A 13,116-nucleotide genomic window follows, 5' to 3' on the forward strand; every position below is an offset into this window, starting at 1 on the left:
ACCGTTTATTATTATAGGAGTGTTTTTAGCTACATTAAACTTATCTGCTAAAACGAAACATTTGGCTCTAAATAAATGAAGGGTGCTTAATGTATGATTTGAAAATAAATAAGCCTCTAAATTAGCTATTCCTTTTGCTATTAAAAAACCATTATTAATGCTCTTTAACGGTGAATAATTGCCATCCACAACTATGTCTGGCAATATTTCATTATTCATCGAAACATCTATCTCATAGCTTTCCTTCCTCATTACAGTTTTTACTTTATAACCATTTTTAATTAAAGTTTCTTTTAAAAGCAAATCAATATAAACTTCTCCAGAATTATCGAGTACCAAATAAATTGTTTCATTTTTTGGTATTTTAATTTCACCAAAAATTTTGGGTTCATCATACAATGCCTTGTTTATATCAATAGGCTCGTATCCTAATACATTTGAGTCTATTATGTTAGCAGCAGCTGAGAATTTCAATGCTAAATTTATATCCCAATTATTTTTTATTAGTTTTTCTTTTATTAGCAAAGATGCCTTTTTACCAATTTCATTCAAATAATTTTTTATATAATTATAAGGATCGTCGTTTTTTACCAATTTTTTTATATAATTAAAGGTGTCTACAAATAATTCATCCCTGTTTTTATTAGTTTTTAAATTGCGTGAAATTTCTTCTAATAATTCTGGTATTTTATCATCATTCCCCAGTTTAATTAAATCGTTAACCCTACTTTCTATCAGGCAAAGTTTACATCTCTTATCAATCATAATAATTAATAACCTCCGCAATGTTTTTTATATCATCGAAATTTACATCTCCCATAACTCCAATTCTAATAATATTTTTAGCTAAGTTACCCATTCCTGATGCTATGGTGTAACCCTTCCTTCTCAAATCTTCTATTATTGTTTTTGCATTATTTGTATAAAATGCTGAAACTGTATTGCTACTAAATTCTTCTTTTGCAACTGGTTTCAGTTTAACTAAATTTTTTAAATAATCTGTTTTCTCTCTGTGCATTTTTGCATAATTATCAACGCCTATCTTTAAAATATAATTTGTTGAATAATCTAAGCCCATAATAACGTTTATAGGCGGAGTGTATGGAGTTTCAAGATTTTTCTTCATATCAATAAACTTATTCAAATTCATGCTAGGAGGTATTTTGTCTAAATTTCTTGGTTTAATGTTATAAAATATAATTGAAGCGCCTGGGATTGACATAAATGCCTTATGTGAAGCTGTTGCTATAACATCTATTTTTTTCCCTATCTTTTCGGCAGGTATTCCTGATACGCTATCAACTAATAAAATAGCATTTAGTGAACTAGCTATATCTTGTATTTTTTCTACATATCTGTTAGCAACTCCTAAGCTTGTTTCATTATGAACCATTGCAATTGCTTTTAAATCATTAATTTTTTTACTATAATCTTCAACTATATCAGGAGCTACAACGTCACCAATTTCACTTTTTATTATGTGCAATCTAGCATTTCTTGAAATTAATGATTCACCTAATCTCTTGCTGAATTCGCCTATATCAATCAGTAGTACATCTTCATTCGGATTAACATAATTATAAACCATTGTATCTATTGAAAATGTTCCAGTTCCTGGAAATATAAGGACTTCTTCCCCAATAATTTTTTCCATTTTTTCAATCACAGATGAAAAAATTTCTTTAAATTCATTAGATCTATGGAAATATGGCTGATTATTAATGTAATTTAATACTTCTCTCGGTAGTTGTATAGGCCCTGGGGTTAAGTATTTCATTTATTCCAAACCTCCTTTAAAATATTTGCAGCAAACTCTTCAGTTAGTCTATCCATAGCTTCATAAGTTTCAGAGCCAATGTGTGATGTTACTATTACTTTGTCATTTTTTATTAATCTTCTGAACATTTCATCTTTAGGAGGTTCTTGCTCCAAAACATCTAGTCCAATGCCTTTAAATTTATCTATATTTTCTAATAAAGCTTTCGTATCTATAACTTCTCCTCTACCTGTATTTATTAATATTGCATTATTTTTAATTAAAGAAATAGTCTCATAATTTATCATATGATATGTTAAAGAAGTTAAAGGGACGCTCAATGAAATTATATCGCTATTTTTAAGAAGATAATCTAATGAAACTTGCTTGCCCTCATATTTTTGAACTTCTTCGCTTACATCTATAATATCATTAGCTAATATCTTCATACCTAATAGATATGCGTACCTTGCAGTTGCCCTTCCAATTCTTCCAAAGCCTATTATTCCTAGAGTCTTTCCATCAATCTCATTGCCTATAATTTTTCCTTTAGGCCATTCGCCATTTTTCACCATATCGATTATATTATAAAGTTTTCTTTCTAAAATGAATATCATTGATATTATAAGTTGAGCGACGCTTTTACTAGGTGCGTTTGGAGCATTTATAATCTTTATACCTTTTTTCATAGCATATTCTATATCTACATTGTCTAAACCAACCCCAAATCTAGCTAAATATCTTAATTTATTTGAACTATCAATTATTTCCTTGTCTATTTTTAACCTGCTTCTGAAAACAAGGATATCATAATTGTTTAAAACCTTAATGACTTCTTCCCTATGTATGCCTGGGCTATAATTTACATTAATTCCATTACTCCTTAACAGAAAAACTAGCCTATCAGGTACGTTATCAACCACGAGTGCGTCGACAATTACGAACACCTCTCCTTTTTTCACTTATTGTTTGGGTATATAAATTTTTCCCACTAAAAATTAATGTTCTAATTTTTTCAAAAATATTAAAGTTGGTTAAAATAGCTGCTTGTTAATAAGATTCTGCAACATTCTAGTTCTTTAATACTAATATCAACAATTTTAAAATTCTCTTTATGCAATGGACTGTTTAAAACTATCGTATGGTATTCTCCATTTTCACCTAAAGGATCTGCATTATCTTCCTTTGCTAAATTAATAAACCAATCCACATTACTTTTATCAATAATTTTTCCAACACTTTCTCTTAATTTTTTAGGTCTTGCGCCCAAGACCTTAAACGAATAGTTATCATTTATATCTTTCATAAGAATTTCTAATGTATCCAAACCCCATAAAGGTTCTTTAAGCTTAGCCCCAGCCTCGTTTACTAACTTCTCCATGTATTTTAAATGATCCTCAACATATACATCCCCAGCTACTAATGTATCAACATTAAGCTTTTTCAGCAGTTCTACAGTTTCATTGAATTCTTTCCCTTTATGCAGTCTTTTCACAATTATTGGAACTCCAATAGCGGAGGCCGATGCAATAGTTGATTGTAAGTTAACTATATGCGGACTAGGCTCTGGGAATTCATATATCAAAAACAAAAAAGCATCGACTGGCCATTCTAATTGTGCTGCCCTAAGCCCATCTTTTCCACCTGAAAACATAGATAACTTGACCATAATTCTCCCTCCATTTTTCAAATAGCTTATCTCTTTTAATTTATTTCTTAATATCTAAATATACTTGCACTCCTTTTTCTTTTAGTGTATTTAAAGCTATTGTGTATATTTTTTCCAAAGGGGCTTTACCATGATAAACATCTTCTTCAAATTCCATATTTAACCCCATTTTTAATCCTATTTTATAAGCTGGTGAATTTTCTGCATGAAAATAAGCTTCCATAATCTTAATTCCCCTAATATATGAACCAAGTATTAGGAAAGCCGCTACTATAGTTCCTAACCCTCTTTTTCTATGATGTGGGCTTACTATAAATGCAAGCTCTGCACTATCAATACTATATGAAAAATTTTCACCTAATGCAGCTATATTTTTCCCTTCATCCTCTCCTATAACTGCAAATCCATATTTATTTTTTTCTCCAAATATTTTTTCAACATGTGATGAAAAATCCTTATAAAAACTTAAAAATCTAAAATATATTGATTCATTATCCATAGACTCGTAAAATTCTATTATTTTTCTTTTATCTTCTTTTTTTGCGTATCTAAAAGTATAATTAATGCCCCCATCTTTGTATTTTCCTAATATGTCATCCAAAATATATCCCAGAATATATATAATATTTGTGATATTTATTTTTATTTCAAAAATAGTTTTTTACGCTGTTTGAGGTTGAACTATTTCTTGGGATACTTCGCTATGTATTATTTGTGTTGGACAACTCTGAACAGCAGCGTCTATGCAATCTTTCAAATCATCTGGGACGAAACCTTCTGATATGTTATTAGGATCTTTTCTCCACTTAGCAATTACATTAGATTTACCGTCTACATCTGACATTTCAAAAACATCTCCACATAGGCTAACACATACCATATCTGCTATGCAATTATCTCTAGGCTCTATCCAAACTCTTAGGGTCATGTTATTTCACCATTTTTCTTCTATTAATTAAAAGTTTTTATTTAGAAGTAAATATTTTTTAATAGCTTGAAAAGAAAAAATATATACTTTACAGGATTTTATTATAAGTTTATAGACAGGAAATAATTATTAATAAAACATTTTTAAAGTGTTAAGCTTGCATCTCTTATGCCAAAAAATATAATAAAACCAATATACTTCTTTATTTAAAAAGTAAATGGTTTAGAAGGGTGGGAGGGTGGGGATAAAGCTATATAAAGACAATTGGATGTACAGCTTAATACCATATAATATAGCAATGGGACCACTATCAACTCTAATTACATTACAAATCTTAAAATTAGGAGGTAATGTGATAGATGTTGCTTATACCATTTCGTTAGCTAATTTATCTAGTATAATTGGCTCTTTGATATGGGGGTTCACCGCTGATTATTTTGATAGGAAAAAGCAGATACTTATAAGCTTTTCAATGGTAGGATTATCATTAGTTCTTATATCATATGTTAGATCTATTGGATCCATTGAGCTAATATTTTCATTATTATCGTTTTTAAACTCGGCAAGCGCAACGCCTATTTCTTTATTAATAATGAGTACCGTTAGAAAGGATTTATGGACATCAGCTTATGCTAAATTAAATTACTTATCATCTATAGGATATTTAATTGGTTTAGTTGGTTCTTCTATTTTAGCATTTTATTTTAAAATTAATGAAATATTATTAATAATGGGGTTGCTGGTTCTCATATCTTTTGGATTATCACTATATTTTGTGCCTAAACCTGAATTACATATTGAAAGGACTGCTTTACTTCATAATTTAGAATCTTTCTTAATTAGATTAAAACAGATTCCAACAATTTTCATACATTTGCCATCAAAGCATTCATTCAAAATATTTTCTTTATCTAGATTAAAATCATTACCATCGGCTTATGTACCTTTATTATATATAGGTATGTTCCTATTTTACATTGCCTCTGGTATATTCAATACAGAATATCCTGCTGGACTTAAAACAGGAGGACTTTCTAATAGCTTAGTATTGATGATATTTTCTATAGGCATGGTTTTCCAAATAATTTCTTATTACATTTCTCCAAAAGTGATTAACAAGTTCGGTAAGGCTAGAAGTTCTTGGATGTCATTATTAATAAGGGGGTCATCATATTTTATGATAGGTTTATTAACTGTATTAATAGTTAATAAAATTTCCCTTATACTAACTGGAGTTATTTTCTATCCATTAGCAGCAGGTCTTGCCTTCTCTATATTCTATACTTCAACGAGCATAATGATTTTTGAAATTGCTAGAAGCGGAAAAGAAGGCTCTACTTTAGGGGTATATAGCACATTGACAGGAATAGCAACCACGTTTGGATCATTCATTTCTGGTTATATGGCTAGATACATGGGCTTTGGCTTAACATATATTGTAGCAGCTATTATACTATTGATTAATGTGTTTATATTTAGGACCATAGAAAGAATACCGAGATAATCTTCATGTTAATTTATTAACAGAGGTTTTAACTAGTAATTGGCGAAAGAATTGAAAGTGAATGAATTAGCGCCTAAAAGCGCTGTTGAGGAAATAAGTGTAAAGGTCATGAAGGTATCAGAACCTAGGAATGTATTTGGAAAAGATGGCATGTCTCATAAGGTTTCTGATGTATTGGTTGGAGACGAGAGCGGTACAATAATTATGACTCTATGGGATAACTCTATAAATAAAGTAAAAGAGGGAGAAACAATAAAAATCCAAAACGCCTTTGTTTCAACATTCAAAGGAAGCATGAGACTATCATTAAACAAAAGTAATGGCACAATAACAGTATCTGAAAAAGAAATAGAAAATGTGAATACAAATAATAATATGTCGGATAGGGTAGTTGAAGAGGAAAGAAGAAGTTACGGTGGTTATGGTAGAAAGCCTTCTTATAGAAAAAGATATTAAATAACAAAACTTTATATTTTTCAATCATTTTCTATATTATTAGTGGTTAAATTGGAAGAAAAGCTAAACTCACTTTTATCTATGGGAGCAGATTTTGCTGATATAAGATATATGAAAAGCAAGACATTAATTGCTAACAGCAGCGAAGTAAGAAATATTATTTCTAATAACGGCATATCTGAAGGATATGCAATAAGAGTATTATATAAGGGAAATTTTGGCTATAAATTTACAACCAATTTAAATAACCTTGATTTAAAAGATGTTTTATTACTAGCTGTGGGTGATAAAAAAACAAATGTCTACCAGTTAAAGCCAAAAAAAGATATTGTTATTATAAAAGAAAAATATCCTAATAGCAAAAAGCCTAACGAAATCATTGAAGATATATCAAAAATTAAAGAAGAAATACTTAATGCAGATAAGAGGATCAAATCGATAAACGTCAGATATTCTGAAAATTCAATTGAAAAACAATATCTAAGCAGTGATGGAAGAGATATAGAAATAAAATACAAAATATCATCTTTATCAATTTCAGCTGTAGCTAGAGAAAACAATATAAATGTCAGTTCCCATATTTCTTTATCAACATATCTTGGTTACCCTATAGAAGTTTTTGATATAAATGAATCAGTAAATAAATTATTAAATAAGGTATCCATGCAACTAAAAGGGAAATCAGCTAAGGCAGGAGAGGCCAAAGTTATTTTATCTCCAGAGGTTAGTGGAGTATTCGCTCATGAAGCTTTAGGTCATCTTGCAGAAGCAGATTTAGCCATATCTGGCATATTAGGCAAGCTTAAAGGTAAAAAAATTGCTAAAGATATAGTAAACGTCTCAGATTCTCCTTATCTTGATTATCCAACAGCTATAGGGATAACACCATATGATGATGAAGGAGTCGAAGGTAGAGAAGTAAATATAATTGAAAATGGTATTGTAAAAGAATTTTTAAACAATAGAACATATGCATTATATACAAATGAATTGCCTTCAGGCAATGGTAGATCAGAGGATTTTAGAAGCAGCATATTAATAAGAATGAGAAATACTTACTTCAGGCCTGGAAAATCTAGATTTGATGAAATGTTGGAAGATATAAAAGAAGGATATTTGATGAGTTCAGTCCTCGGCGGTCAAACGAGTCCAGATGGAACCTTCCAGTTTGGCATAGAAGAGGGATATAAAATAGAAAACGGAGAAATTAAGTATCCTTTAAGAAATGTCGGTATAGCAGGATATACATTAGAAACTTTATCTCAAATAACAGATGTTTCAAAAGATTTCAATGTCTGGCCCGGAGTTTGCGGTAAAATGGGACAAAGCGTATATGTTGGTACTGGAGGTCCTTATGTAAAAGTAGAGAAAATTAAGGTAGGTGGCTCCAATGAGTAAAGAAGATTTAGATTACATAATAAATAAAGCATCTAAAGAAAATGCAGAAGCTGAAATACTGCACGTTAAGATTAAAGTCTATGAAGTCTCTAAAGAAAAGAATGAACAGCACGGTATGGCATATGAGGAAGATGGGTATGGCCTAAGAATTATAAAAAATAAAAAGCTAGGCTTTTCTTATGGAAATAAGATATCTGACGAGTTATATGAATTGGCAGTGAGTTCTCTTGCAGCAGGAAAAGAGGATGAAGCTAATATTTTATCTTATGACTCAAGAAAAGTTAAATTAGAAGGTATATTTGACGAAAGTGTAGTAAATCCAATTGATAATTTGAAGTATTATATAGAATCGTTAGATTCCATATCAGATAAGGTTAATTTTATCAATCAAAGAGCTGTAGCAGGATATACAACTATTGAAGTTAAGAACAGTCTTGGTTTAGATTCTAAATCAAAAACATCATTTATATGGATAGGAGGGGTAGCAAATTACCTTGGTGATGAGGTAGGGCCTGAAATTTATGAGGGAGAATCGTCAAAATTCTTTAAAAAAATTAACATAGATAATCTATTAAATAACCTAGTTTTAAAAATAGATATAACTAAAAGAAGAAGAAAATTTGAAAACAATAAAAAGAATATAGACATTATATTTACTCAAAAGGCTATAAATGAGCTTGTAGTTCCTTTGCTTACGAATGGAATAACTTTAGAAAGTTACTACAGAAATAGAACACCGTTTAAGTTAAACGATATATTTGATTCAAAAATAAGTGTAACAGATGATCCTTTGATACCTTATTTACCTTGGTCTCGAGAATTTGATGGAGAAGGGCTACCATCAATTAGAACAGAAATAATAAAAAATGGTACATTAATGAAGTATCTCTCCAATACTTATTGGTCAAAGAAAGCTAACATGGAGAACACGCATTCAGCTTTTAGATCATTTAATTCGTTACCAGGAATTTCTACAAGTAATTTAGTATTCGAAGGAAAATCTTTTAAAGATGATGATGGAATATATATAGATCAAGTTCAAGGAGTTCATACAAGCAACTTCGATACTGGAGACTTCAGTGTTTCAGCTAACGTTTCATGGGATAAAGATGGAGGATTTAGAGAAATTATTATTTCTGGAAACATAAAAGATTTGCTAAATAAAATAATTGGGTTTAGTAGTGATGTTATATCCTATGATAAAGTATATTCTGGTAAAATGAAAGTATCAGGATTAAGCATTGCATAAATTAATTAGCTTTTAAATTATAATATTAATTGGTGAAAATTTGATTACAAAATTCCTAATAAATAGAGAGAAGCTAAAATTTAATGAGGCCCAAGCGTTTACTGAAGAAATAATAAAAAATTTGTTTAAAGAAATTAATTCTACATATATTTTTTTAACTTATCTAAAAGAAGCAGGAAATTCGATAGGTCTATATTATAAATATACCAGCAAAGAAAACACTTATAGGAGATTAACTGGAGGTCCTGAAATAAGCTTTCACGAAGATTATGAATATATAACTATTTTAACTAGTAGAGTTGAAACACTTAAAAAAATTAATGATAGAGCTAAAAATATCGCTAAATGTGTATCTGGGATTGAGCCGTATGCTGGGATTTCATTATCAAGGGATAAGAAACTTTTATATGGTATAACAAAGCTGGGAAATGTAGGATTAATAGAAATAATAACAAATAATAATACCAAAGATGTTAATTGGTGTATAGAGCATTTATTTGAAAATGTAATCGAAGAAAAAATAAATGCAAAATCAAGCCAAGAAGTTGCCAATTCTTATTTAAAAGATAGTTGGATTCTTTATGGAAATAAAAATTATGAGCTATCTTCATCTTCAACTAATAATGGATTCTTTATTAATTTGAATGCTAAAATTAAGGGCAATTATATTGAGCATATATTGCTTACAGGTAACTTTTACGCGTCTCCTCCAATGGAGCCCATAAATGCAGTATTAGCTTTGGAAGGTACCCCTATAAATGAAGTTTACTTTTATGGAATAAAAGCAAGATTTAAAAAAATTGAAATAGAAGGATTAAATAGAGAAAATGTTTTTTATGTTTTAGATGATCTCTATAATAAATTGATTAATTTTGAAAACAAATAATCAATAGGTAATAGATTTTCTATAAAAGAATTCAAATTTTTATCTAAAGTAAAATTTTTTCAATCTCACTTTTTTAAAATTTATGATAACAGTTTAATACAGTAGAACTAATCGAGAACTTTCTATTATTATAAAGTATTTACATGTATAAAATACTAATTTATAGGTCTAAAATATTTAGTGAAAAATAGGGTATATGATGGAATTATCTTTTGATGAAATGACGTTCTTAGCAGATTGCCCAGCAACCCCACTATCACATCTGGAATCAAATGGACAGCATCTAATTGATAATAATCCATATCAAGTAACAATATACATAACCAGAGAATGCAATTTAAATTGCACTCATTGCTACATATCCGCTGGAAAACCTTTAAATGATGAACTTGGAAAAGAAGAATGGAAGCATATTATAAAAAATCTTAGCGAATTAGGCACAAAAGTTTTATATATATTAGGTGGTGAACCTTTATTAAAGGATGGAATATTTGAAATAATTCATTACTCTACTACTTTAGGGTTATATACTAGCTTGAGTACTAATGGTATATTAGTATCAGATAAAATCGCAGAAACTTTAAAGAAATCTAAAATTAATGAAGTTCAAGTAAGTATTGATGGCCCAAATGAAAGTATAAATTCTATAATAAGAGGAAAGAATAACTTTAATTTAGCAGTAAATGGAGTAAAGAATTTAATAAAAGCGGAAATACCTACATCTATCAGCTATGTTATAACAGAACACAATAAAGATTATATAGAAGAAATGATTGATTTAGCAGAAAACCTTGGAGTAAAGTCAATTAATTTTTCTCCAGTCCAAATATTCGGAAGGGCAAAATTAAACAACTTATTATTAAAAAGAAATTCTGCTATTGAAGCTTATAAAAAAATCAAAGAAATTAAGGATAATCATAAAATCAAAATAACAACCAATGGTTTTAGATTTTATTTGAATAATATTTACGATGTATATTTATCTCTAAAAAATAAAATTAAAGCTAATTATTATTCTTGTCCCGCCGGTAGGTCTAGATTTGTTATTGATGCAAATGGTGATATATATGGTTGTGAACTTTTAATAAATCCAATGTTTAAAGAAGGAAATGCTACAAAAAATGATCTAAAGGATATTTGGAAAAATAAGTTCAAAACTTTTAGAAAAGATTGGTGGCTAAATTTAAATGATTGTAAACAATGTAGTATATCATCATTATGCCAAGGCGGTTGCCTAGCAAGAACAATAAATAATAATATGATAAAAGATCAAAACTGCGTTTTCAAGTTTTAATTGATTTTAATGCTTGAATTAACTTATATACGTCATTTTCTTCATTCGGGAAATGAATTGAAACCCTTATACCTCCTATACCAGCACTTGCTCTGCCTGAAACTTTAATAAAGAATTTCCTATAAAGTTCATCAACAACTTTATAGTTATCATAGATATTAGGATACAATTTAAATGTTAATATTCCTGATGCTTTTTTATCATCTAATGGAGAAACTATTTCTATTCCGTTCTCAATCAAATGTTCAACCAGTATCCTCCTTAATTTTAATATATGGGTATTGATATTTTCAATTCCTATATCATTAATTAGTTTTAATGATTCTCTAAGACCTATTAAGGACGGTATTGAAAAGAAGCCCCCTGTTTCATATGATTTTGCACCTTCTCTTTTCAATTTGTATTCATTAGCTGGTGATTTATTTGCATAACCCCAGAATTCATCCCAACTCATCCCCACATCTAAATTTAAATATCCGTAATTTGGAGGATTTGTCAGCTTAAGTGCTCTGTCACTTATATAAAGAACCCCTACTGAAAAAGGAGATAATAACCATTTTTGGGTTCCAAATGCGACAAAATCTGCTTTGTTCTTTGATGCATCAAAAATTGATTGTCCAATATGCTGTATTGCATCAATTACTAAAAAGCCATCATTTTCATGTATAGCATCAGCCATTTCTTTTATATCAAGCATAAGTCCATTAACCCAAAAAACGGAGCTCGTTAAAATTACTTTCGTTTCTTTATTAATTTCATGCAAAATATCATCTATATTATAATCTCCTTTTTTGTTTCTAATGACTTTTATTTTGACTCCTTTTTCTTTCCATTTTAATGATTCCGAATAAACCGTTGGAAAATCTAGGTCGAATACAATCATTTCATCTCCTTTTTGGAGATTTATTGAATTCATAGCAGTTTGAATAGCTGGGGTTGTGCTATTACCTATTAAGGCTATATTTTCCTTTTTGCCATTTATTAACTTTCCCAAATTGTTTTTGATATCATCAATTATGCTACCATAATAGTTAGATGTAGTTAGCTCATCTGGTGTAGATTTCAAATTTTCTAAGTAGTCTTCCATTGCTTTTATAGATCTATAAGGAGGATCTCCTACAGATGCCCAATTTAAATAAGTGTACTTATTAAAAACTTCAAATTCATTTTTCATCAATTTTGATCCTAATAAAGTATTCAAATATCCGTTTAATAACCTTTACCCATAAAAAATTATAATCTAACATAAACAAATTTAAAAGTTTAAATTTCTGTATTTGCAAATAATATTGGGTGAAATTTATGAGTAGATATCAAGTTAAGATAGGAAATTTGAACGTTATAATTGATGATTCAGTTCTTTATACCAACAGCGATGAATGGATCAAAGTAGAAGGTAAAAATGCAAGAATAGGAATTACAGATTTTGCCCAAAAACAACTAAAAGATATTGTAGGCGTAGACTTACCGAAGAAAGATTCAAACATAAGCAAAAATGGAACTTTGGCAGTATTGGAATCTGTTAAAGCTACTGCCGAAGTATACTCTCCAATAGATGGAAAAGTTGTAGAAACTAATGAGAGGCTTCTAGATGAGCCGGAATTAATTAATAAAGAACCCTATGATAATGGATGGATTGCAGTTATAGAAATGAATAATTTTAATAAAGAAGAATTTCTTACTCATAATCAATATGTAGAAAACATATCAAAAAGAAAATGATTTCTCTAATTCCAAGTTTACATTAATTTATATTAGCAGTAATATTAATTTATATTAAAACATAATATACTGTATTATACAACTATAATAATAGACCTTTTAAATTCAGATATTAATGTTTAAATTGTGAATTAAGAGGCGTACACCGAATTGACTGTGGAGACTATAACTCATGATATTATAGTTTTGGGTGCAGGCCTTGCAGGTCTTAGAGCTGCTGTTGAGATAAAGAGAAAATATGGAGATAAGCTTGA

The 13,116-nt window shown here is 29.2% G+C and carries 14 protein-coding genes; 7 read left to right on the plus strand and 7 right to left on the minus strand.

Annotated features, from left to right (window positions below; translation table 11 throughout):
- The 6 genes from Q0C16_RS04315 to Q0C16_RS04340 form a co-directional block, all read right to left on the minus strand.
- The coding region (locus tag Q0C16_RS04315) for an ARMT1-like domain-containing protein (protein ID WP_292319851.1) at positions 1-765 on the minus strand (765 nt) is incomplete at its 3' end.
- Complete coding sequence (locus Q0C16_RS04320; RefSeq protein ID WP_292319853.1) at positions 758-1,777, minus strand: aminotransferase class V-fold PLP-dependent enzyme; 1,020 nt, start codon at positions 1,775-1,777, stop codon at positions 758-760. The genes Q0C16_RS04315 and Q0C16_RS04320, both read right to left, overlap by 8 nt.
- Positions 1,774-2,718, minus strand: a complete 945-nt coding sequence (locus Q0C16_RS04325) for an NAD(P)-dependent oxidoreductase (RefSeq protein WP_292319855.1) — start codon at positions 2,716-2,718, stop codon at positions 1,774-1,776. The genes Q0C16_RS04320 and Q0C16_RS04325 overlap by 4 nt, the downstream gene beginning before the upstream one ends.
- Before the next feature lie 62 nt (positions 2,719-2,780).
- Positions 2,781-3,425, minus strand: coding sequence for an ATPase (locus Q0C16_RS04330; protein ID WP_292319857.1), 645 nt, complete (start codon positions 3,423-3,425; stop codon positions 2,781-2,783).
- Between the two features lie 40 nt (positions 3,426-3,465).
- Positions 3,466-4,026, minus strand: a complete 561-nt coding sequence (locus Q0C16_RS04335) for a hypothetical protein (protein WP_292319858.1) — start codon at positions 4,024-4,026, stop codon at positions 3,466-3,468.
- A gap of 60 nt (positions 4,027-4,086) precedes the next feature.
- Positions 4,087-4,353, minus strand: a complete 267-nt coding sequence (locus tag Q0C16_RS04340) for a ferredoxin (RefSeq protein ID WP_292319860.1) — start codon at positions 4,351-4,353, stop codon at positions 4,087-4,089.
- A gap of 238 nt (positions 4,354-4,591) precedes the next feature.
- Between Q0C16_RS04340 and Q0C16_RS04345 the strand changes: the two genes are divergently transcribed.
- From Q0C16_RS04345 to Q0C16_RS04370, 6 genes are all read left to right on the plus strand, one after another.
- Complete coding sequence (locus Q0C16_RS04345; RefSeq protein ID WP_292319861.1) at positions 4,592-5,857, plus strand: MFS transporter; 1,266 nt, start codon at positions 4,592-4,594, stop codon at positions 5,855-5,857.
- 57 nt (positions 5,858-5,914) lie between these two features.
- Positions 5,915-6,313: a single-stranded DNA-binding protein gene (locus tag Q0C16_RS04350; RefSeq protein WP_292319873.1), complete on the plus strand. Its 399-nt coding sequence runs from the start codon at positions 5,915-5,917 to the stop codon at positions 6,311-6,313.
- 42 nt (positions 6,314-6,355) lie between these two features.
- Positions 6,356-7,711, plus strand: a complete 1,356-nt coding sequence (gene tldD / locus Q0C16_RS04355; protein WP_292319862.1) for a zinc metalloprotease TldD — start codon at positions 6,356-6,358, stop codon at positions 7,709-7,711.
- The gene (locus tag Q0C16_RS04360) at positions 7,704-8,960 is read left to right on the plus strand and encodes a metallopeptidase TldD-related protein (RefSeq protein WP_292319864.1); all 1,257 of its coding nucleotides are present in this window, start codon (positions 7,704-7,706) and stop codon (positions 8,958-8,960) included. Before tldD ends, Q0C16_RS04360 begins: the two co-directional genes overlap by 8 nt.
- A gap of 40 nt (positions 8,961-9,000) precedes the next feature.
- The gene (locus Q0C16_RS04365; protein WP_292319866.1) at positions 9,001-9,846 is read left to right on the plus strand and encodes a hypothetical protein; all 846 of its coding nucleotides are present in this window, start codon (positions 9,001-9,003) and stop codon (positions 9,844-9,846) included.
- A gap of 199 nt (positions 9,847-10,045) precedes the next feature.
- Entirely contained in the window at positions 10,046-11,140 is a 1,095-nt protein-coding gene (locus Q0C16_RS04370) for a radical SAM protein (RefSeq protein WP_292319868.1), read from the plus strand.
- On the opposite strand, the gene Q0C16_RS04375 is transcribed toward Q0C16_RS04370, so the two are convergent.
- Complete coding sequence (locus Q0C16_RS04375; RefSeq protein WP_292319870.1) at positions 11,130-12,314, minus strand: aminotransferase class V-fold PLP-dependent enzyme; 1,185 nt, start codon at positions 12,312-12,314, stop codon at positions 11,130-11,132. The genes Q0C16_RS04370 and Q0C16_RS04375 overlap by 11 nt on opposite strands.
- Positions 12,315-12,442: 128 nt before the next feature.
- On the opposite strand from Q0C16_RS04375, the gene gcvH reads away from it, so the two are divergent.
- The gene (gcvH, locus tag Q0C16_RS04380) at positions 12,443-12,862 is read left to right on the plus strand and encodes a glycine cleavage system protein GcvH (RefSeq protein ID WP_292319871.1); all 420 of its coding nucleotides are present in this window, start codon (positions 12,443-12,445) and stop codon (positions 12,860-12,862) included.
- Positions 12,863-13,116 lie beyond the last annotated feature (254 nt).

This window comes from Caldisphaera sp. (genome assembly GCF_023256325.1).
GTDB lineage: Archaea > Thermoproteota > Thermoprotei_A > Sulfolobales > Acidilobaceae > Caldisphaera.